Origin of the sequence: Vreelandella venusta (assembly GCF_015689495.1) — a bacterium.
Lineage (GTDB): Bacteria > Pseudomonadota > Gammaproteobacteria > Pseudomonadales > Halomonadaceae > Vreelandella > Vreelandella venusta.
The window spans coordinates 3,945,391-3,967,239 of the sequence record NZ_CP065135.1 but is presented as its reverse complement, the minus strand read 5'-3'; the positions used below and the strand labels follow the sequence as shown (position 1 = coordinate 3,967,239).

Annotated in this window: 19 protein-coding genes and 1 pseudogene; 10 read left to right on the top strand and 10 right to left on the bottom strand. The window is 53.2% G+C overall.

Annotated features, from left to right (window positions below):
• Window positions 1-70 precede the first annotated feature (70 nt).
• Window positions 71-214: pseudogene (locus IR195_RS18410) on the top strand (2-oxoadipate dioxygenase/decarboxylase family protein); the annotation flags it as partial.
• 174 nt (window positions 215-388) lie between these two features.
• On the opposite strand, the gene IR195_RS18405 reads toward IR195_RS18410, so the two are convergent.
• Window positions 389-1,159: an IclR family transcriptional regulator gene (locus tag IR195_RS18405; RefSeq protein WP_125752318.1), complete on the bottom strand. Its 771-nt coding sequence runs from the start codon at window positions 1,157-1,159 to the stop codon at window positions 389-391.
• 151 nt (window positions 1,160-1,310) lie between these two features.
• On the opposite strand from IR195_RS18405, the gene IR195_RS18400 reads away from it, so the two are divergent.
• From IR195_RS18400 to IR195_RS20575, 6 genes are all read left to right on the top strand, one after another.
• Window positions 1,311-2,063 (top strand): enoyl-CoA hydratase/isomerase family protein, encoded by a 753-nt coding sequence (locus IR195_RS18400; protein WP_146944493.1) that lies wholly within the window; start codon window positions 1,311-1,313, stop codon window positions 2,061-2,063.
• Window positions 2,064-2,135: 72 nt separating this feature from the next.
• Window positions 2,136-3,668: a class I adenylate-forming enzyme family protein gene (locus IR195_RS18395; protein ID WP_125752312.1), complete on the top strand. Its 1,533-nt coding sequence runs from the start codon at window positions 2,136-2,138 to the stop codon at window positions 3,666-3,668.
• An 88-nt stretch (window positions 3,669-3,756) separates the two neighbouring features.
• Window positions 3,757-4,737, top strand: a complete 981-nt coding sequence (locus IR195_RS18390; protein ID WP_206048269.1) for a TRAP transporter substrate-binding protein — start codon at window positions 3,757-3,759, stop codon at window positions 4,735-4,737.
• A complete protein-coding gene (locus IR195_RS18385; protein WP_125752306.1) occupies window positions 4,724-5,347 on the top strand; it encodes a TRAP transporter small permease subunit in 624 nt (207 codons plus the stop codon). Before IR195_RS18390 ends, IR195_RS18385 begins: the two co-directional genes overlap by 14 nt.
• Complete coding sequence (locus tag IR195_RS18380; protein WP_146944491.1) at window positions 5,347-6,654, top strand: TRAP transporter large permease; 1,308 nt, start codon at window positions 5,347-5,349, stop codon at window positions 6,652-6,654. The genes IR195_RS18385 and IR195_RS18380 overlap by 1 nt, the downstream gene beginning before the upstream one ends.
• Window positions 6,655-6,876: 222 nt before the next feature.
• On the top strand, window positions 6,877-7,005 hold the full coding sequence (locus IR195_RS20575) for a hypothetical protein (protein ID WP_277395552.1): 129 nt from the start codon (window positions 6,877-6,879) through the stop codon (window positions 7,003-7,005).
• Window positions 7,006-7,020: 15 nt separating this feature from the next.
• Here the strand turns inward: IR195_RS20575 and amaA are convergent, their stop codons facing one another.
• From amaA to amaB, 3 genes are all read right to left on the bottom strand, one after another.
• A complete protein-coding gene (gene amaA / locus IR195_RS18375; RefSeq protein ID WP_206048268.1) occupies window positions 7,021-8,313 on the bottom strand; it encodes an L-pipecolate oxidase in 1,293 nt (430 codons plus the stop codon).
• Window positions 8,314-8,369: 56 nt separating this feature from the next.
• Complete coding sequence (nhaC, locus tag IR195_RS18370; RefSeq protein WP_206048267.1) at window positions 8,370-9,827, bottom strand: Na+/H+ antiporter NhaC; 1,458 nt, start codon at window positions 9,825-9,827, stop codon at window positions 8,370-8,372.
• 69 nt (window positions 9,828-9,896) lie between these two features.
• Window positions 9,897-11,390: an L-piperidine-6-carboxylate dehydrogenase gene (gene amaB, locus IR195_RS18365; protein ID WP_125752294.1), complete on the bottom strand. Its 1,494-nt coding sequence runs from the start codon at window positions 11,388-11,390 to the stop codon at window positions 9,897-9,899.
• A 124-nt stretch (window positions 11,391-11,514) separates the two neighbouring features.
• Between amaB and IR195_RS18360 the strand changes: the two genes are divergently transcribed.
• On the top strand, window positions 11,515-12,402 hold the full coding sequence (locus tag IR195_RS18360; protein WP_206048266.1) for a LysR family transcriptional regulator: 888 nt from the start codon (window positions 11,515-11,517) through the stop codon (window positions 12,400-12,402).
• A gap of 110 nt (window positions 12,403-12,512) precedes the next feature.
• On the opposite strand, the gene IR195_RS18355 is transcribed toward IR195_RS18360, so the two are convergent.
• Window positions 12,513-12,959: a GNAT family N-acetyltransferase gene (locus tag IR195_RS18355; RefSeq protein WP_241006760.1), complete on the bottom strand. Its 447-nt coding sequence runs from the start codon at window positions 12,957-12,959 to the stop codon at window positions 12,513-12,515.
• Between the two features lie 269 nt (window positions 12,960-13,228).
• On the opposite strand from IR195_RS18355, the gene IR195_RS18350 reads away from it, so the two are divergent.
• The gene (locus tag IR195_RS18350; RefSeq protein WP_206048265.1) at window positions 13,229-14,125 is read left to right on the top strand and encodes a LysR family transcriptional regulator; all 897 of its coding nucleotides are present in this window, start codon (window positions 13,229-13,231) and stop codon (window positions 14,123-14,125) included.
• A gap of 12 nt (window positions 14,126-14,137) precedes the next feature.
• Here IR195_RS18350 and IR195_RS18345 read toward each other — a convergent pair whose 3' ends face one another.
• Together IR195_RS18345 and IR195_RS18340 are read right to left on the bottom strand one after the other, a co-directional pair.
• The gene (locus IR195_RS18345) at window positions 14,138-15,643 is read right to left on the bottom strand and encodes an AbgT family transporter (protein ID WP_125752285.1); all 1,506 of its coding nucleotides are present in this window, start codon (window positions 15,641-15,643) and stop codon (window positions 14,138-14,140) included.
• Window positions 15,644-15,703: 60 nt separating this feature from the next.
• Entirely contained in the window at window positions 15,704-16,858 is a 1,155-nt protein-coding gene (locus IR195_RS18340) for a M20 metallopeptidase family protein (protein WP_206048264.1), read from the bottom strand.
• 362 nt (window positions 16,859-17,220) lie between these two features.
• Between IR195_RS18340 and IR195_RS18335 the strand changes: the two genes are divergently transcribed.
• Window positions 17,221-18,537: an MFS transporter gene (locus IR195_RS18335; RefSeq protein WP_206048263.1), complete on the top strand. Its 1,317-nt coding sequence runs from the start codon at window positions 17,221-17,223 to the stop codon at window positions 18,535-18,537.
• Window positions 18,538-18,734: 197 nt separating this feature from the next.
• Here IR195_RS18335 and gltS read toward each other — a convergent pair whose 3' ends face one another.
• The 3 genes from gltS to IR195_RS18320 all read right to left on the bottom strand — a co-directional run bounded on the left by gltS (window position 18,735) and on the right by IR195_RS18320 (window position 21,676).
• Window positions 18,735-19,940: a sodium/glutamate symporter gene (gene gltS / locus IR195_RS18330; protein ID WP_206048262.1), complete on the bottom strand. Its 1,206-nt coding sequence runs from the start codon at window positions 19,938-19,940 to the stop codon at window positions 18,735-18,737.
• Window positions 19,941-20,018: 78 nt separating this feature from the next.
• Complete coding sequence (hutG, locus tag IR195_RS18325; protein ID WP_241006759.1) at window positions 20,019-20,969, bottom strand: formimidoylglutamase; 951 nt, start codon at window positions 20,967-20,969, stop codon at window positions 20,019-20,021.
• Window positions 20,966-21,676 (bottom strand): IclR family transcriptional regulator, encoded by a 711-nt coding sequence (locus IR195_RS18320; protein WP_125752272.1) that lies wholly within the window; start codon window positions 21,674-21,676, stop codon window positions 20,966-20,968. Before IR195_RS18320 ends, hutG begins: the two co-directional genes overlap by 4 nt.
• Window positions 21,677-21,849: the final 173 nt, after the last annotated feature.

Here is a 21,849-nt window from a genome sequence, read left to right as displayed (position 1 = left end):
GCCGTACCTAAATCACCTGACCAAGAAAGGGTAGGTCGCTAAAGGAATTGATACTGCTGACATGGGGACGTTAATTGTGCAGGGGATAGTGGAAGCGCAGCCGATTATCTATGAAGATTTTCTGCCGGTCAGCGCGGCGGGCATTTTTCAGTTGAACCTGGGCGGTGCAGAGCGCGAAAACCCCTCTAAAGCGAAGGTGCTGGCAAGTTTATAAGGTGAAATTTTCGCTTAAACCCTGAAAGCTGGCGGCACAAAGGTGTGCTACCAGCGATTTTTAATCCGTAAAAGCTAGAATGTGCGCCAGACTGATTTTTGGCGCACATAAAGCAATAACATGTTACCAATAACGTCTAGCAGTATACCCAATTATCTGAATCCTAAATTAGTATTACAATCTAGATATCTGCCTTGCTGTTGCTATTAATAAATCCGATAAATTCTGTTCCAGCTCCTCAGGCATGCTCCGTGCTCGAGACATTGAGATACTGACAGCTGCTCGCGGTCGGTTATGTCTATCTAAGATAGGCACCGAAATTGATATGTCGGATAGAAAATATTCCTCTACCGATATTGCATACCCTTGGCGCCGAAATCTTTCTAAGCGATCCATTATCGCAGGTACTTCGGAGATGGTATTGGGTGTATAAGCCTTTCGCTGAGTTTGCTCCAACAGAGTAAGGGCCTCTTTTTCATCTAATTGCGACAGCATTGCCAGCCCTGGTGCCGTGCAAAAAGCCGGGAGTCGCGATCCGATAGTGATATCGGTATCGAGCATGTTTCGGCTCAGCAGGCGAGATAGATACACCACATCCTGTCCATCCAAAATCGTAAGGCTGACTGAGCCTTCTGTTTCTTTGCTCAGGTTCAGTAAGTAGGGGCGAACCTTATCGACCAATGGATGCGCATGAAGGTAGTGCGCGGCAATATCTAGTGTGCGCACGCTAGGTTCGATCAGTTGTGTTTCCTCGTTGCGCTGCAAGTAGCCTAGCTGCATCAACGTGTGTACAAAGCGCTGTGTTGCGCTTCTGTCCATGTCACAGCGTTCTGCAAGGTTCTTGATGCTCATCGCTGGATGCTCTGCATCGAAAACCTCAAGAATCCGAAACGCTTTAACCACGCTCTTGACCATTAAATGGTCCACCTTTTTCTTTTCGTTCAATTTTTCACCTTTTAATTGAATGGTCTCTGCGCAAGAAAATCATTTTTGTATCTTGATAGCTTTACAGTGAGCATATATCGGCTATATTGATTGTATGTTGATCATTGATGATCGCATTGTAATCATTCTAAGAGCAAATAGAGAGATAATCATGTCTGAACATATTCTCACCAGCAAGCAAGGTCGCGTAGGTGTCATCACTTTGAACCGTCCAGAAGTTCTTAACGCCTGGCATAGTGAAATGCGTCAGCAACTTATCGCCGCGCTTGAGGAATTAACAAATGACGATTCGCTCGGCGCAATCGTGCTGACTGGGGCGGGCGAGCGAGCCTTCAGCGCTGGTCAGGACCTCAACGAGACCCGATCTTTTGACTCCGAGCGGGCCAAAAGCTGGGTTGGCGAGTGGGAGATGCTCTACGACAAACTACGCAGCAGTCCTAAGCCCATCATTGCTGGCCTCAACGGAGTCGCGGCTGGTTCGGCATTTCAGGTAGCTCTACTGTGTGACTTCCGCATCGCCCATGCCGACGTTCGTATGGGGCAGCCCGAAATTAACTCGGGAATCGCTAGTACTACCGGCCCCTGGATCATGCGCGAACACCTGGGGCTAGCTCGAACCATCGACCTGACCCTAAGTGGTCGCTTGATGAATGCCGACGAGTCTTATGCTCTCGGTTTGATCAATCGACTGGTCGCAGCCGATCAGGTTATGGCTGAAGCGCTAGCGCTGGGTGAAGAGCTCGCCGGCAAGCCTCCTGTTGCAATGCGCCTGGATCGTCAGCGTTTTCAAGAAATCACCGAGCCTGGTTTCCGCGACTGCCTTGAGGCGGGGGTTCGCATTCAGGGGGAAGCTTACGCATCGGGAGAGCCGGCACGCATGATGGAACTCTTTCTCAAGCGTTAAGACGGTAGAAAACATAGATTGAACAACTGTCGCTTGAGCGACGCGTGAGAAGCAAAGGACATTCGGATTGCTATGATATTCAACCTCAACGATCCCAGTTTTATTCTCGCGCTGCGCGATATCGCAACGCGTGAGCCAGAACGCTTATTCGGGAACTTCGATCAACGTCCCTTGACATTTGGAGAGCTCGATCGTCAGGCCGAGGCTCTCGCCGTCCATCTTCGCAGGGAGCTGGGCATTCACCCTGGTGAGCGTGCCGCGGTAATGATGAATAACGGGCCGGAAGCTATCGCTATCCTGTTCGCACTGGCCAAAGCTGGCATCATTTGGGTGCCAGTCAATGCCCGTCAACGCGGCAATGGCTTGAAATATATTATCGAGCATTGCGCCCCTGCGGTCCTGTTCACCGATGCTGATCTGTGGCCTGTCGTTGTCGACAGTGGAGCGGACTTCACGGGCAAGACGTTGCTGCTGGGCGGCGCTAAGGACACAGTATCAGAGCACTTGGAAGGCGAAAAAAGACTAGACGCACCGGCGCCTGCCATGCGGGAACTATATGCTTTGATGTACACCTCAGGCACGACGGGAAAGCCAAAGGGAGTACGCGTTACGCATGCGATGATGGCGTATGCCCTGAAGAGCGTTGAGCTACTTTGCTCAATCAAACCGGGCGACGTCTTCTTCCAGTGGGAGCCCTTCTACCACATTGGCGGCGCCCAAATGCTGTTGCTGCCGCTGTTCTTCGATGTACGGCTCAGCCTGACCGAGCGCTTCAGCGCCAGTCGTTTCTGGGAACAGGTTCATGTAAGCGGTGCGACTCATATCCATTATCTGGGTGGCGTCCTGCAGATCCTGCTGAAGCAGCCGCCTAGTAAACTGGAGTCTACCCACAATGTACGTATCGCCTGGGGTGGGGGATGTCCAAGCGACCTCTGGTTAACCCTTCAGGATCGTTTCGGCTTCGAGATCCGTGAGTGCTACGGAATGACGGAAGCCTCAAGCCTAACCACCTTCAACGCGGCAGGAAAGCCAGGGTCGGTGGGGCACGCCGTTCCCTGGTTGGACGTCGCTATTCACGATGATAGTGGGAATCCGTTAGCGCCAGGCGAGCCGGGTCAAATCGTGGTCCGTGAAACGCAGCCAGGTGTGCTATTCGATGGTTACTTCCACAATGCTGAGGCTACTGAGAAGACACTAACGAAGGGCTTGCTGCAAACCGGCGACCGCGGCTGGCTCGATACGGACGGGTTTCTCTACTTTCTCGGACGTATCACCGATAGTGTGCGCTGCCGAGGAGAGAATGTCTCGGCCTGGGAGGTGGAGTCGGTCACCCAGCAGCATCCCGATGTTGAGGAGTGCGCGATGATAGGCGTTGCCGCTGAGATTGGCGAGCAGGAAATAAAGCTTTTCCTGAAGCCGAAGGCTGGTCGTGATATCAAACTACGTGAACTGCACCTTTGGCTGAAAGAGCGCTTAGCCTCCTACCAGTGCCCTAGGTACCTTGCCATCGTGGAGGAGTTCGAGCGGACTCCCAGCCACCGCATCGTCAAGCATTGCCTGCCTAAGACCCTACACGAAACTTGGGATAGTCAACGTCTTCACTAAAAGTGATCTTGAGGAAAATATGAACAATAACGACAAGAGAAAAGTTCCGTCCACCGTTCCTACAACTAGAAAAAAGGAGACCAACAGCATGATCCATGTATTGCACAAGACTGCTTCTATTACGGCGTTATCTCTAGCAGCCAGTGGCATTGCCTACGCCGATGTCTGGGATTTACCTTCCCCGCAACCGGCGGACAACTACATTACAGAGAACGTAAGCTGGTTCGCCGATCAAGTACGCGAAGTTACCAATGGAGAGTTGGATATACGCGTTCATCCGAGTGGATCGCTATTTCCTGGCGATCAGATCAAGCGCGCTGTCCAGCGTGATCAGGCTCAGATCGGTGTTCACGTACTTTCCGCCCATCAGAACGAAAATATTCTTTATGGTATAGACTCAGTACCTTTTTTGGCAGATTCCTTCGAAGCGTCCGCACAGCTCTGGGAAGTGACTAAGCCAGCACTGGATGAGTTGATGGCGGAGCAAAACTTGCAGTTGCTCTATCACATCCCTTGGCCTCCTCAGGGTATTTTCTTTGACCGAGAGATCGACACACCCGAGGATGCAGAGGGGTTAAATTTCCGAGCCTATAATACGGCTACGGCGCGTTTTGCAGAACTGATGGGTATGACGCCAACCTTGATTGAGGAAGCCGAACTTTCACAGGCAGCCGCCACTGGCATGGTGCAATCACTGATATCTTCCGGAGACCCCGTTTACAACCACCAGTTATGGGACTACCTCCCTCACTTCTACGATGCCAAAGCGTGGCTCGTGCTTAGCCACGTCTTCGTCAACAAGGACCGCTGGGAAGCTCTTGACGAGGAAATCAAAGAGGATGTTCTGGCCATTGCCACAGAAGCTGAGCAGCGTGGCGAAGAGCAGGCCAGAGAGCTCACCGATGAACTCAAGAGCCGGCTGGGCGACAAGGGGGTTGCGATCAACCAGCCCAATGAAGACCTGCAAGCGGAATTTAACCGTATTGGCGAAGCTATGCAGGAGGAGTGGCTAGAGAAGGCTGGCCCGCAAGGCCGGCAACTGGTAGAGGAATATCGTGCCATGCAATAACGGTACGATTCACGTCCTCATTCCGAAGAATGGGGACTTCGCTTGGCTGGTTGAACTGGGGGCTGCTCCTATGAACACCTTCTCTTTCCGTGCAGCCAGATGTCTGGAAACGCTCTATCGCGTCTTCGGCTATCTTGCCGCGCTATGTATTTTTATCATGCTGATAGTGATCGTTGCTCAGGTGGTACTGCGTTGGAGTGGCACGACTCTGCCTGGCGCTACCAATTACGCTGGCTACCTGATGGGTGCCAGCACGTTCCTTGCTGCGGCCTATACCTTTCACGAAGGCGGGCATATCCGTGTTGGTCTTCTGGTGGAGCGACTCGGGCGCTTTCGCCTCATTGGCGAGCTGTGGTGCCTCTTGGTCGCAAGCGGCATTGCTGGCTTTATCACGTGGCACGCTTTCGATGCGGCCTACTGGTCCTATCGGTTTGGTGACGTCTCATCAGGGCAGGATGCGACTGCGCTTTGGATACCTCAGTCGCTGCTCGCGCTCGGTTCCACAGCATTTACGATTTCAATTCTTGACCATTTCGTGCGTACCCTGGCCACGCTGTTTTGTTCTTCGGCTGCCAACCGCCACGGAATTCATCCCATGAGGAGTCTCTGATGGACTTCACCGAACTGGCCATTGCGCTGCTGCTCATTCTCTTCTTGCTGCTGGGCTCTGGCGTCTGGGTGGCCCTGTCCCTGGTCGGGGTAGCCATCGTATGCATTGCGTTTTTCACTGGTCGCCCTATCGGGGCCTCAATGTACAGCACTTTGTGGACGTCTTCGACGAGCTGGACGCTAACGGCCCTTCCACTATTTATCTGGATGGGAGAAATCCTGTACCGCACACGGCTTTCCGAAAGCCTTTTTCGAGGTCTGAGCCCCTGGCTCAGTTGGCTGCCAGGTCGGCTAATGCATACCAATGTCATCGGTTGTACTTTGTTTGCCGCAGTCTCAGGCTCTTCTGCTGCTACCCTGACGACGGTAGGCAAAATGTCTATGCCGGAACTCAAAAAGCGTGGCTACTCAGATTTCATGAGTGTAGGGACTCTGGCAGGCGCTTCTACCCTTGGCCTTATGATTCCACCTTCCCTAACCATGATTGTCTATGGCGTGATTACCAATCAATCAATACCGATACTATTTATCGCGGGCATACTTCCCGGGCTGATATTGGCCACGTTATTTATGGGATATGTCGTTGCATGGGGGATATTGAAAAAGCCTAATATTGACCAAGAGCCAGCTATGACAATGAAGCAGCGTCTTTATGAGTCGCGACTACTGATACCCGTTGCGTTGCTGATAATTACCGTGATTGGTTCGATGTACTCCGGTCTTGCTACTGCGACTGAAGCAGCTGCACTCGGGGTTGTCGGCGCTTTGTCACTTGCGGCAATACAGCGCAGCCTGACCTTCTCCTCGCTGGTGGAAAGCCTAATTGGAGCCGCTAAGACTTCTTGTATGATTGCGCTCATTTTGGCAGGAGCGTCGTTTCTAACTCTAGCAATGGGATACACGGGGTTGCCTAGAGGTTTGGCTGAATGGGTGGGCACACTCGATCTAACGCCTTTTATGCTTCTGATGGCATTAATGGTTGTTTACATTGTGTTGGGATGCTTCTTGGATGGTATTTCAGCCGTGGTGCTGACTATGGCTGTGGTCACCCCCATGTTGAACGAAGCAGGTATCGATTTGATTTGGTTCGGTATATTTGTGCTAGTCATGGTAGAAATGGCTCAGATTACTCCACCAGTGGGCTTTAATCTCTTTGTAATGAAAGGCCTAACAAATCATAGCCTCGGCTTTATTGCCAAAGCAGCCGCCCCAATGTTTTTAATTATGGTTTTTATGGCGCTATTGCTAATTATATTCCCTGCACTTGTAACCTTTCTACCCAGCTATATGAACGAAGCAAAAATGTAAACCGGGAAATTTAGTTGTAGCCAACTACGGTCTGAAATGGTATCAATGCAGGCTTTTAGGCCTGCATTGATGGATTTTTTTGTCTTAGTTAAATTATTATTTTCTCAGATCTTGTTTTGTTTAAATGCCAGGATGTTAAATGATATTGGTTTACGTGTTAGTTTCATTTAATATCCAACTGAGGCTGATAGCCAAAATTTTTAAGGGGCACTGGGTGCCCAGGTGACCGATGAGCTATCGCTCTATGCTGAGCGCGAAAACGCCTCTAAAGCGAAGGTGCTGGCAAGTTTAAAAAATAATCCATCGTTAATTAAAGAACGGCAGCACAGGAATGTGCTGCCGTTTTGTTAAGTAATAACACCGTGATTAGATCAGCACTCGGAGGCACTGACCTGCATGATACAGCGAGAAACCACTCTCATAGGCGCAGCTCCACAGTGGGCGGGCTTTGATGGGGGTGGGCTGTGACAACGGCAGCGGCAGTAGGCTGTCATCCTCGTTTGCAATGTAATGGGCAAAACCCTGTCCAACCACCGTGCCGGTAGTGATGCCGCGTCCGTTATAACCAGTGGCTGACAATATTCCAGGGGCCGGTTCAAAAATACGTAAGGTGTGGTCCGGTGTGAATGCGATCTTGCCGGTCCAGGTGTATTCCCAACGCACGTTGCCAAGCCCAGGGAAGTAGTGATTTTTAATGGTATCGGCCCAGCGGGTTAAGTAAGCTAACGGCTTGCCTTCACCTTTCCCCAGGCTGCCCAACAGTAAGCGGCCTGCCTTATCTCGGCGTATGCTGCTAAGCACCGTGCGGGTGTCCCAAGCGCCTTGTTTTTCTGGAAGAATTGCATCGGCGGCTTCACCGGTTAGGGGTTCTGACGCCAGTTGATAATAATGGCCGGTAAAGAAGTGTTGTCGAACGTGGTTCCAGTCGTCTTCGGTATACGCATTGGTCGCCATGACAACTTTGTTCGCGGTTACGCTGCCATTTTGAGTTAACACCCGCCAGCGGTCTTCCTGTCGCTCGATGCCTGTTACGGGGCTTTGGCAGTAGAGAGTAGCGCCTAAGTTTGCAGTAGCGCGGGCGAGCCCTCGTGTATAGGCGCACGGGTTGATAGTGCCCGCGCGCTTATCAAGCAGCGCTGCATGTATCTGAGCGGTTCCCGTCATCCGCGCGCATGCTTCGCCTTCGATTAACGTCACCGGCGCCCCACGGTTTTGTAACTGGTCCCGGCGACGTGCGAGCTCTTGGCAGCCTTTGGTGTTATGGCCAAGGTGCAGGGTGCCCGTACGCGTTGCCTCACACTCAATGGCATAGCGCTCAATAATATCGAATACTTTTGCCGGGGCGCCGCCTAAAATAGTATTAACGCGTTCGCCTTTTTCTTCACCTAGTGCGGCCACAATGTCGTCGGGTGGAATCCAAAGCCCTGCATTAACCAAGCCAACGTTGCGGCCTGAACCACCCGTGGGGATATCTCCCGCCTCCAGCAACATTACCTTGATGCCTTTCTCGGCCAAATGTAACGCGGTGGACAAGCCCGTAATACCGCCACCAACAACACAGACCTCGGCCTCTTCCTGGTTCGCTAACGCAGGATAGTGCAATGGGGCTTCCGCGCTCGTTTGCAGCCAAAGGCAGCGCTCGGAGAGGGTCGTTTGCATCTTTATAGTACCTCCTGAAAAGAAGCGCAGGCCGGCCATAGGCCGACCTTGAATGGCTATGAAGTAAGTTGGGAAGAGTAGGTGGTTTGGGGAGTGTGGGGCGGATTTTTAGCCGCTTTCTCAGGGGATTCACGGGGAATGAAACGGCCGGTGAGCGCCCACAGCAAACCGAATAAAGGGGATAGCCAGCAAGCAAATGCAAAGGGCGCATATGCTAGCGTGGGTACGCCAATCGTCGAGGACACAAATCCACCGCCCATGTTCCACGGAATCAATGGAGAGGAGAGTGTGCCATTGTCTTCAATAGTGCGTGACAGCGTCGAAGTCTTATAGCCCATGGCTTGATACTGGCCTTTCAGCAAGCGACCGGGCAGCACCAGCGTTGTATACACATCGCCAATAATAGTGCTTACCGCCAGCGTAGTGCCGGAGCTTGTTGCTACTAAGCTGAAGCGTCCTTTGATAAGCCGCATCAGCTGCTTAATAATCGCATCAACGGTGCCATAGGCTTCCAGCATGCCAGCAAAACCCAGCGCGAAGAACGTTAGCGTTACTACCCAGGTCATGGAGAGCACACCGCCGCTGCTGAGCAGAGCATCAATCGCCGGATTACCGGTATCACTGTTAAAGCCATTTTGCATGGCATCAAACACTGCATGAACGGTCTCGCCCTGAATGCCGATAGCCACTAAGCCGCCTATCGCAGCGCCGGTAAAAATAGTCGGGAAAGGCGGGAATTTGGCAAGCGCTAATCCGATCACAACAAAAGGCGGGATCAACGTTACCCAGGAGAGCGTAAAGGTGTCATCAAGTGCCTGACGGAACGTTGCAATATCGGTACTTCGTTCAAGTTGGCCGCCATAGCTAGTGCCGAGCCATAAATAAAGTATCAGCGCGACGATCATAGCGGGCACCGTGGTGGCCATCATGCTGCGTATATGGCTCCATAAATCGGTTTCACACACGGCAGGAGTTAAGTTGGTAGTCTCTGATAAGGGCGACATTTTATCGCCAAAGAACGCCCCGGATACCAGTGCTCCGCCCGTTAGATACATGGGGATGCCCAGCCCTTCCCCGATGCCCATTAGGGCAAGCCCGAGGGTTCCTACTGTGCCCCAGGATGTGCCTGTGGCAAGGGATACCAAAGCACTAACGACGCACGTTGCGACGAGAAAGTAAGAGGGGGAAACCAACTGAAAACCGTAATACATCAGCGTGGGAACGGTGCCGGAAAGAATCCAGGTACCAATGACCATACCGACCGCTAATAGAATAAAAATAGCGGGCATTCCCAGCTTAACCACCTCAAGCATCGAGGCTTCCATTTTTTGCCAGGGTACGCCACGGATGCGTCCGCACAGGGCGCAAATCATTATTCCGAAGGCTAAAGGAATATGCGGGGTAAAATCAGAGAAGATAAAAAATTGCAGAATTAGAATGGCAGTAGTGGCCAGCAGTGGTAATAGCGCCATCGCGAGGCCCGGCGTCGGGCCGATTTGGACATCGTCACGCATACATCACCTTAATTTTTTTATGTTTTTAGTAAGGGCCCTACAGAGAAGGGCCCTTATAGAGGGGAAGGGTTAGTCGAACTTAATGCCTTGAGCTAGTGGGAGTTCACGAGAGTAGTTCACGGTGTTAGTTTGGCGACGCATATAGCTCTTCCAAACGTCGGAGCCAGACTCGCGACCGCCACCGGTTTCCTTCTCGCCCCCAAACGCACCGCCAATTTCAGCACCGCTAGGGCCGATGTTGACGTTGGCGATGCCGCAGTCACTGCCAACCGCAGAGATGAAGGTTTCGGCTTCGCGAACATCGGTGGTGAAAATGCACGATGACAGACCCTGGGGGACGTCATTATTGGTAGCAATAGCCTCATCCAGCTCTTTGTAGGTGAGGACATAAAGAATCGGCGCAAAGGTTTCGTGCTTGACCAGCTCGTTTTGCTCGGTCACTTCAACAATGGCGGGCTCGACGTAGTAGCCTTCACCACTGTTGGCGAACTCTACACGGTTGCCACCGAACACTTTTGCACCTTGCTCACGCGCTTTAGCCAGCACACTTTGCATCGCATCAAAGGCTTGGTGATCAATCAGCGGACCAACCAAGTTACCTTCAAGCGGGTTGCCGATAGATATTGCGCTATACGACTTCTTCAGACGCGCTAAGATTTCGTCTTTAATGGATTCATGCACCACTAAGCGGCGCAGTGTCGTGCAGCGTTGCCCTGCCGTACCTACCGCAGAGAACAGGATGGCACGAGTCGCCATATCAAGGTCGGCACTGGGCGCTAAGATCATGGCGTTGTTGCCACCCAGCTCAAGAATGCTGCGGCCAAAACGTGCAGCAACTTGTGGGCCTACTTCGCGACCCATGCGGGTGCTGCCAGTAGCGCTGATCAGCGCAACGCGGGCGTCATTAACCAACTGCTCGCCAGCGGCACGCTCACCAATAATCACCTGGCTCAGGTGCTCGGGAGCTTCATCACCGAACTCTTCAATGGCACGTTCCAATAGTGCTTGGCATGCCAGTGCCGTTAACGGTGTTTTTTCAGACGGTTTCCAAAGTAAGCTATTGCCGCATACCAGCGCTAAGGCTGAATTCCATGCCCAAGGGGCGACGGGAAAGTTAAACGCCGTAATTAGCCCAATCGGGCCTAACGGATGCCAGCTTTCGCGCATATGGTGACCGGGGCGCTCGGAGGCGATGGTCAGTCCAAACAGTTGGCGAGATTGACCAACGGCGAGGTCACAAATGTCGATCATTTCCTGAACTTCGCCAAGCCCTTCCTGGAGAATCTTGCCGCACTCCCAGGTAACCAGCTCGCCAAGTGCTTCTTTGTGCTGGCGCAGTTGATCGCCAAACAGGCGAACCAATTCACCACGACGGGGGGCAGGTACGCTTTTCCAAGCTTGAAAGGCTTTTTCTGCGTTCGCGATAGCGGTTTCAACGTCGCTGCTAGAAGCCGTTGTAAGACGGCCAATTTCGCTACCATCAATCGGTGTGGTAACAACTAGATCGCCGCCTTGATACAGCTCTTTTGCGACACCCATTTTTTCCATCAGGGAATGAATCATTGCTTCACCAAATATTGAATTGTGAGTAAATTGGTTACAGGGGCAGTATTGCCAAGCATGAGGCAGCTCATCAAACGATGTTTGTGAAAAACATCATTCCTTAATTTCACCAAGTGGGAGTGCTATGCGTCGTCGAAACTTACCTTCTTTGACCAGCCTGAACTGTTTCGAGGCCGCGGCAAGGCATCTCAGTTTTACGCGGGCTGCGGATGAGCTGAGCCTGACGCAAAGTGCGGTGAGCAAGCAGGTGTCACAACTGGAAGTTACCCTGCAACATCCGTTATTTAGGAGGGTGAGAAAGCGTCTGCACCTGACGCCAGAGGGAGCGGTCTATCTCGGCGAAGCGCGTAAAATATTAGCCCAAGTCGAAATGTCCACGCGGTATATGCAGTCTTACGGCGTAGAGGCAGATGTGCTGAATATCGCCACCTTGCCCACCTTTGGGGCGCGGTGGCTTATCCCCAGACTCAACGGATTCCGCTTTAAATATCCCAATATTAATCTCAATATTGCTAACCGCACCGAACCGTTTGATATGCAAAAAGAGCGTATAGAGGCGGCGTTCTTTTTTGGTCATGGCGTATGGCCGCGGGCGGAATGTATTAAGTTGCTGGATGAAGAGGTGGTGCCTGTCTGCTCGCCTTCCGCTATGGAGCAGACAACCGTTTGCGACCCATTAGATTTAACAGGCATGGTGCTGTTACAGGTTTCTACTCGGCCCGAAGGGTGGCATGACTGGTTTGAAGCACAAGATCTCTATACGGAACACAGCTATCATGGCCCAAGATTTGATACGTTCTATATGGCGTTAAGAGCGGCCCGCGCGGGCTGTGGCGTCGCCCTAGTACCAAAGTTTCTTGCTCAGGAAGAGCTTGATGAGGGAAAGTTAGTCATTCCTTGGCAGTTCTCACTGAAGAGTCAAGATGCTTATTATATGGCGTACCCAGAGCATATGGTTGAAGTTTATAAACTGCGTGCTTTTATTGAATGGATTCGTGAGCATTTAGATTGATAACGATTAATCTAAATGCTTTATTGACGGTGGTTTAAGGATGACTGCTTTTTTATAGAGTCATCTAAAAATAATATGCTAAGTCATTAACTGCTATCTTATAAGGAGGGCTAAAATGTCAGGCTTAGCCTAAGCATATCTTTGTGCTGAATTCCATTTTCAATGATAGGCTCGGGATAGTTCTGCAAGAAAAAGTCTTTATCAATGCAATCAACCCTAAAGCCCTGGCGTTGGTAGAAGGTCAGTTGATAGCCGAATGTACCCGTTCCCACCTCTAGGCGCTGTGCGCCTGATTCCTTCACTTTTTCGATAACATATCCGAGCAGTTGGGTGCCAACACCATGCTGTTGAACCGTTGGTGAAACGGCAATGTTCATCAGTTCCAGTGCTCCCTTATAAATAGGCTTGATAACACAAGCGCCGACTACCGCCCCTTTGTCTTGAGCTGCGAAGCACCTTGATTGATATAGGTAGCTTTTAATGGCCTCCTCGGACGGGTCCGCTAAAAGAAGTAGCTCCATTGGTACTTCAGAGGGTGTTATCTCAGCGATTTGCAACGCAACCTGCTCCTCTCGTGTTCAGAATAATTTACATTCTATTTTTGTATGAATGTCTTTATGTGAGCGTTTGGGTGACTTTTTGACGTAAGGATACGTGTTCTGATTTGGATAGGCACACGTGGCCTGTCACTATAAAATTAAAGTATTTATGTAACATAAAAAGCCTGGGTGCAAGCTGCCTTAGGTAGGGGGGCATTTTATTGCTGTTGGTTTGAAAAAGCTGATGTGCGAGCTCATCGGCGCGAAGTTATTCACACGAGATCATCATGACCCTACTGGATAAACGTGCATTGTACTTATTTGAGGTAAGCAGCTGCGGAGGCATTCGTGCGGCGGCGGAGCATTTGCATACCAATCCTTCCGTAGTAAGCCGCCAAGTACGGGGGTTAGAGCGGGAATTGGGCATGGCCTTGCTGGAGCGTCAAGGGCGGCATGTGACGTTGACCGAGGCAGGCCAATTGGTAGTGGAAGGGTTTCTTGCTCAGCGGCGGTTGAATTCAGAGCTGGGAGATACGTTGTCTCGGTTACGCAATTTACAGTCGGGGAAAGTGGTCGTATCGGTAGGTGATGGCTTTGTGGATAGTTTTATCAACCATGTGATGCGCCGTGTTTCCGAGCACTACCCCGATGTGCTGATCGAGATTAAAACAGGGATTTATTACCCCCGAGAACCCCATGAAATGGTGGCCAGCGACGAGGTGGATATCGCGATTACCTACGGCCCTATCTCAGACCCACGGTTAGTGGTGCACTCCTTTGAACGAGGGCCATTGTGTGCGCTGGTAGCACCGTCCCACCGGCTTGCTCGCCAAGAGAGCGTGTCGATCACAGAGTTATTACAGCACAAGTTGATTTTTTTACCGGATGTCTCGGGCTCTCAGCAGTTCGTCAATGCGCTATTTGGTGCTACCGGGCAGTTGGCTACGCCTGCCTATCGCTGCAACCTGCATTCGGTGTCTCGAAGGATGGCTTGTGCCGGGATTGGCGTGTCGTTTATGACGGCGGCTGCTGCACGCAGTGAAATAAATGCGGGTTTACTGAAGGCGATTCCCATTGATCACCCTATGGCGGCTAGCAGCCAGGGCAATTTGGTGCGTAGAGTCGGCAGAAGACTTTCGCCCGCTGCCGACTATTTATGGAAGTTAATGATGGCGATGCAGTGATGTGCTGATGTATCAGTTAGCCATCATGTACACGCCTGGACCAATTGGCCAGCCCATCGCCAGCCAGAACATCAAAAACGTTGACCAGGCGAGCAAAAAGCCTATGGCTAACGGCAGCATGGTGGCTATCAACGTGCCTAGCCCCATATCTGGCTTATAACGCTGCATATACACCAGTGCTACCGAAAAATACGGGCTCATAGGGGAGATAATGTTAGTGCTGGAATCGCCTATGCGGAACATTGCCAACACAAAGGCTGGGTCGAAGTCGATCATCATCAGCATCGGTACGAATACCGGAGCCATTAACGCCCACTGAGCGGAGCCACTGGTCATAAAGACATTCAGTACTGCGCTCATCGCAATAAACGCGCCTACCAGCGGCAGTCCGGTAAACCCGGTGCTTTGTAGAATGTTAGAGCCTTCGATAGCAATAAACTGCCCCAGTTCTGACCAGCGGAAATAAGCAATAAACTGCGAAATGGCAAAGAACAGTACTAGAGTCGGTGCCAGGTCACTGGCAGACTCCGCCATGCGTTGTGGTACATCGCGACTGCTGGTGATCTTGCCGGTGGTGATGCCATAGACCAAGCCAATAGTGACGAAATAGCCAAACATCAGTGGCACGAGTGAGCGCAAAAAGGGTGACGGAATCAAGCCGCCTTCTTCATTACGCAGTGGTGATGCTTCGGGAACCACGGCAATTAAGATCAGCGCTAGGTAAATCAGTGTGGCTACGCCTACCCGCTTTAGGCCGCGCTTTTCTGCGTCAGTTAATGTCGGTTTTATGATGTCAGTTTTAAAGTCTTTACTTATCGGCAGGGTGCGTTGCAGCCTCGGCTCTACGATCTTATCGATAATTAACGTGCCAATAATTGCCAGTACAAACACTGAGCAGGCTACGAAGTAGTAGTTATCAACAGGTGAAACGTAGGCGTCTGGGTCTACCAAACGTGCGGCTTCCGTGGTTATGCCAGCAAACAGCGCATCTCCGACGGTAATGAATAGGCTGGCATCAAACCCGGCGCCTGCCGCCGCGTAGGCAGCGGCGGCACCGGCGATTGGGTGGCGGCCCACCGAGTAGTACACCATAGCGGCTAGTGGGATCAGAATCAGGTAGTTGGCATCAGAGGCAATACTGCCGCAAATACCCGCCATAAAAACGCAGAAAGTAAGCAGCGCGGGTGGTGCTTTCGCCACGCTCACCTGCATCAACGTCGACATCAAGCCCACCTTGTCGGCCAAACCAATGCCGAACATCACCACCAAAATAAGGCCGAGGGGTGGGAAGTTAACGAAGTTACTGACCACGCTGGTCAGCATGAACTCAATGCCATCGGCCGAGAGTAGACTGCGTACCTGAACCACCGCATCGGTTTGCGGGTTAACCGCAGAAACGCCGAGTGAAGAAAGCAGGGTTGAGAGGATTACAACCGTGCCTGCTAAAATGACAAAGAGAATAAATGGGTGTGGGAGCTTGTTACCCACACGCTCAATAGATGAAAGAACACCTTGCATCGTATTAATCCTTTTTTCTTAACGTTATTTTTTTAATCGTAATGAGAGGCCTGCAGAGAATTAAGTGCGTGATAACAGCTCTTTTGCCAACGCCACAAACATCCCGCCTGCAACTGGTAGAACAGCATCGTTAAAGTCGTAGTGCTCGTTGTGCAGATAGGCGCTATCGCCATTACCGACAAAAAAGAAGCATCCCGGTACTTCCTGTAGGTAGAACGCGAAATCTTCCGCCCCCATGGTGGGCATATAGTCCAACTGCTGAATGTCGTGACTTACTGCGTACTTGTTGGCAATTGTTAGCACGCGTTCTGACCACGCAGAGTCGTTAACCAGGGGGGGCACCTGGTGGAGGTGTTCCAGATGAAACTGCGCACTGTGGGCTGCGCATACGCCCGCGGTTACCTGCTCAAGCTTGCCTGCGAGCGCATCGCGTGACGAGGGACGATCGCTGCGGATATTCACTAACAGTTCGGCTTGGCCAGGAATCACATTGGCGGCGTCGCCCGCATGAAAAGCGGCTACCGTGATGACGCCTGCTTCCAGCGGTGATTTGTGGCGGCCCACTAACCCTTGCAACTGCTGTATCAGTGACGCCCCGACATAAATAGGATCGACCGCCAAGTGCGGCATGGCGGCATGGCCGGAAATACCTTCGATAGTGATTTTATAAGTGTCGTTACCACCCATGGCCGGCCCGGGTTTAACAAACAGTTGGCCAGTTGGGAAACCAGGGCGGTTGTGGTAGCCAAATATTGCGTCCACCTTGGGGTTTTCCAATACCCCGGCCTTGACCATGATGTCGGCACCATTGCCACCTTCTTCGCCAGGCTGAAATAGCAGTTTAATGTGTCCACATAGCTCATCACGCTGCGCCATGATGGCTTCGGCAGCCAACAACAGCGTGGCGGTATGCCCATCGTGACCACAGGCATGCATCAAGCCTTGCCGTTGGGAACGATGCTCAAACGTATTGACTTCCTCGATGGGTAACGCATCCATATCAGCGCGAAAGGCAATCACTGGGCCTTCGCGACCGGTCGCTAGCTCAGCCATAACGCCTGTAGTAGCAATACCTTCGGTCACGTGATAGCCGAGCGCTTTTAGCCGCTCTGCGACCAGTGCGGCAGTATTATTTTCTTGAAATTTAAGCTCAGGGTGCTGGTGTAGTCGATGCCGCAAAGCGGTGGCTTCACCAACTTGTTTATCTGAAAACATTTCCTATCCCACTGTTGTCGGTATCTTTTTTTGGCTTTTTTAAGCTAAGCGACTTGGCGGGTAGATAAGAGTCGTTTTAATGACGAATTTGTTGCTTTCAAAGCAACGATGATGGGTTGATACAACCGAAGCGACTTCTTAACGATGTTATCAACCCCCTTGGCAGCTGGCGGTGAGATTGTCAGTGTCGCCTTCTTTCATGCTTATTTTTAACTTAAGCACTCTGTATATCGACTAGATCATACCTCTTTGCGGCAGCCGCACAGCAGGAGATTGCAATCACCCAGCGAAGTAGGCTATTGGTGGCGCAGTTGATAGATCAGCTTAATGCACAAGACACACACGGCCGTGGAGTGCTCGGTATGAAGACCTTGTCGAACATGGGGTTTGCCTTATTTGGTGCAGCGCTGGTCGCGATTAGTTATGGACTTGCGCGCTTTGCGTTTGGTTTGTTTGTACCTTCTATTAGCGCCGAGCTAGAGCTGACAGCGTACTTAGTTGGCATTATCGGGGCACTGCCGTTTATTAGTTTTGTCTTGGCGACGTTGTTTGCACCGCTTGCAGCCGATCGGCTTGGTGCGCGTAATTTAGCAGTGCTATCCGGTGGATTCGGTGTGGCCGGGCTGGTCTTTATCAGCCAGTCGTCTGGTGCTTTCTCACTCGGCGTAGGCGTGTTTGTCTGCGGCATTTGTACTGGCTTGATGATGCCCGCTCTGACGGCTGCTATGCAGGCATTGGTGAGCCGAACAATGCATGGCCGCGTTAGTTCTATCATGAATGCTGGCACCAGTATTGGCATTATCGTAGCAGTGCCGACGGTCGTGTTCCTGGCCGATGCGTGGCGCTTTACCTACACTAGCTTTGCTGTTTTGGCAGGTTTAGGGGTGATTGCTGCCTGGTACTTTATTCCTTCGGTCTCTCGGGTTGTGCCAGCCAATGCGGCACCGCCACCGCCAATCACGCGGCTACAGTGGTCGCGCCTTACCCGACTATCGCTCTTTGCTTTCGCGATGGGGTTTGTATCTTCGCCGTTCTGGCTTTTTGCGCCTGATTTGGCCGTTACCCTTGGTGGATTACCTGCTCATCAAGTCGGTTGGCTTTGGTTTGCCGTAGGCGTTGCTGGGCTTGGAGGTGCCGTAGTGAGTGATTTGGCTGACCGTAATAATCCTCCTATTACGCAGGCACTCATGCTAATGATGCTGTCTTCAAGCTTGGCATTGCTTGCTGCCAGTCCCAGCCAGTTAGCATTGGCGATATTTTCCGCCATGGTATTTGGGCTTGCTTACATGAGCTTAACGGGACTGTATCTGATGACGGGCATTCGGCTATTGCCAGGGCGGCTTTCCATGGGGCCCGTCTTACCTTTTATGGCCTGTGCGCTTGGGCAGGCAGTAGGCTCGCCGGTTGTCGGTATGCTGGTGGACGGTTTTGGTTATGCCTATGCATTTTCGCTATTTTCGGTTGTCGGCATTGTGGTGGCGATTACATCGCCAGCTTATCCCGGCCACATTGATTACTGGGCAGACTTGGTGGAAGAATCCGTGGAAGAAGAACCACTGCAAGAAGAGCTGCCCGCTGCTGAAGAAACGGGTCTCCAGGCGGCGTACGACCATCAGCTGCTGGATGAGAATGGCGAACCCTTTGAAGAGCCCGTTATTAAAGAGGATAACGTGTCCTAATGCGCTGCTGTTTGGCGTTATACGGTCGAAAGCTAGCGAGACGTTGGAGATGCCAGGGGGGGCGCAATTTGCCGCGAGGGTTTGCCATCACCGGTAGCACAGGGGCGGCTACAGGCAACGGACAACTAGCGGCATCGGCGACAAAAAACGACAACGCCAGCTGAACTCAGAGGCTAGCGTTGTCGGACGAACAGCGATCAGGCGAAGGCGTTCAGGCACCAAGTAATGGCGGGGATGGCGACAATATCGATCAGCACGGCGCCGCACAGCGGGACGATGATGAAGGCCTTATGCGACACCACGCGATAGTGCTCGCACACCGCACTCATATTTGCCACCGCATTGGGCGTCGCGCCTAGGCCGTGGCCAATAAAGCCCGCGGTAAGCACTGCGGCGTCGTAGTTACGGCCTAGCAGACGGAACATCACCACCACGGCCAGTAAGACGATGGCCAGGGTTTGCACCAGCAGGATCAACAGCAGTGAGCCGCCCATCTCCTGGAGCTGCCAGATCTTGAGATTCATCATTGCCATGGTCAGGAACACACCCAAGGCCACGTCGCCCAGAGTAGAGAGGGCGTTGTCCGGCATGCTGACCCAGTCGAAGCGATCATTAAGATTGCGTAGCAGGATGGCGACAAACATGGCGCCCACATAGCTCGGTAGGATGATCCCCAGATGGGTCGACAGAGCCTCTTTGAACCACACGCCCAGCACCATGATCGGGACTATGACGGCCAGCACGCGCAGCAGGGTGCGGCTGTCGATGGGCGCTAGAGTGGGGCGCTCCTCGGCTTGCAGTCTCTCCAGGTCATGTACGTCCTCGGCGACAACCGGGATCTGCCGACGGTCGATGATCCAACGGGCGATGGGCGCGCCGATCACACCGCCGACAATCATGCCGAAGGTGGCAGAGGCAATAGCGGCAGTAGTGGCGCCCTGGGCGCCTAGGGCTTCTGCCTCGGGGCCAAAGGCCGCTGCTGCGCCGAAGCCACCCTCTAAAGAGGTGGCTCCGGCCATTAGGCCGATCAGCGGGTCGAGGCCTAGCAGGCTGGCCATGCCAATGCCCACGCCGTTCTGCATCAGCGCCAACAGCCAGCAGGCCACTAGATAGATACCCAGCGCCTTGCCACCTTTTTTGAGCAGCGCCAGGCTTCCGCCCAGGCCGACGGTGGTGAAGAAGGCGATCATCAATGGGCTCTGCATCGCCGTGTTGAGTTCGAAGGTAACCAAGCCAAGATCGCGCAGCAGCCAAGCCAGCAGAGCGAAGCCGAAACCGCCGATCACTGGGGTGGGGACGCAGAAGTGTTCCAGCCAGTTGAGCCGGCGCTTAAGCCCGGCGCCAAATGCAAGCAATATCAGCGCCAGTGCCGTGGTGGACACGGCATCCAGAGTAAAGTGCATGTTGATGCTCCATGAGTTGTTATGTGCCGCTCAGGGCGGCCGGATAGGGGTGGCCGTTGATGACCGGTTAATCGTTGGCTAGCGTGCCAGGCGCTCGACCAGACGGGCCGCCACACGGGCCGTTCGCGCGTCTATATCCAGGCTTGGATTGAACTCGGCTACGTCTACCACTGGCAGCGCAACGCGTGAGGCTAGGTGATCAATAACATCCTCAACCAGGGACAGCTCGATGCCCCGGGCGGAAGGCGCGCTGACACCCGGGGCAATCCAGGCGGGTAGGGCGTCTAAGCAGATAGTGAGGTAGAGCCAGTCAACCCGTGCCAGCAGCCGCTCCAGAGCTGCTTTTAGCGCGGGGCTATCCAGCGAGCGACACTGATCATCGAGCACCCACTCCACTCCCAGCGACTCGGCGCGGGCGAAAAGCGCTGGTGTATTGCCGCCACGACTCACGCCAAGGCAGGTGTAGTGGAAGTCGATGCCCGCCTCTTGGCACAGCTCGGCGCACTGCCGAAAGGGCGTGCCGGAGCTGGCGCGCTCGGCCTGGCGTAGGTCAAGATGGGCATCCAGGTTGAGAATGCCTAGGCGCGGCATCGTCGCCTGACGTTGGGCGTGAGCCAGCAGCCCCGAAAAGCTAGCGAAGGCGATCTCGTGGCCGCCGCCTAAGCCGATAACCCGATGCCCCTGTTCGAGCAGTTCGGACACCTGCCCGGCGAAGGCTTGCTGGGCGCTCTCTAGGTTGTCGCCTTGGCAGACCACATCGCCGGCATCATACAGCGGTGCCGTTAGGTGATACGCCTGGTTAGCTAGCTGGCGACGCAGCGCCAGAGGACCTTCACTGGCCCCCGTCCGTCCTTGGTTGCGGGCGACGCCGGCATCAGAGCAAAAACCTAACAAAGCGCGCCCCGGCGCCTTGGCCTGAGAAACCGGACGCATCACCTGATGCCAGCGCCGTGCGTCACCTGTCTCCGTGTTATCGACCCGGCCTTGCCAGGGCGCCATCAGCGCCGCCTCATTATCTGCTTGTGTCACTGCAGGAGTTCTCCTAATCGTTGTGCACTGAGGCGCGTGGCCTCGCTCAGGGCCTCGGCTCGGTCTTGAGCCCGGGCGCTGGGGGCCATCACACTGATCACAGCCTTAAGGCGACCGCGGCCGTTGAACACTGGCGCGCTGGCACCCCACACCCCTTGATCTATTTCGCCCAGACTGATCGCTACGCCCTGCTGGCGAATAGCCTCAAGGCCGATCAGGGCATCGTCCCGCTCCGCCGCCGAGCGAAGCATCAGTGCCATTTGACGCTCTTCTTCGCTCATCCAGGCCAACAGCGCCCGAGCGCTGGCACCCTTGAGTAACGGTTGCACTTGGCCCCGGTGGTAGCAGCAGCGCAGCGGCTGTGGGCTATCGATCATCTCTACGCAGAGGGCGTGGTCACGTACTGCTATCAGCAGCGCTGAGCTCTCCTGGGTGGTCTCAGTCAACTCGATCAGCACCGGGCGAGCCCAGCGAAGCAGTTCGTTGTGGTGTTCGAAACCTTGGTGCAGACGCACCGCCTGCGGGCCTGGCGCATAGGTGCCACCCTCGCGCTCGCTGACTAGGCCCCAGGCCAAAAGTTGGCGCAGGTGGCGGTATGCAGTCGAGACTGGCTGAGCGGTTAGCTCGGCCAGCGACTTCACCGTCATTGCTTCTCCTTGATTGGCTAGGCAGCACAGCAGCGCCAGCATGCGGTCGGATGGCCCCATCGAAATTACCTCAAATTTTGATAAACGATACGCAGTAAAATAAGAAAAGGAAAAAAAAGTTATCAATTTTTGATAATTATAATTCTTATACTTTGGTCTTGATGAAGGCGAGTGGGGAGTTGGAGGCGTGAAAGAGTAAGGGAGCTGCGCGATTTTTCGGCGGTATCAACAAC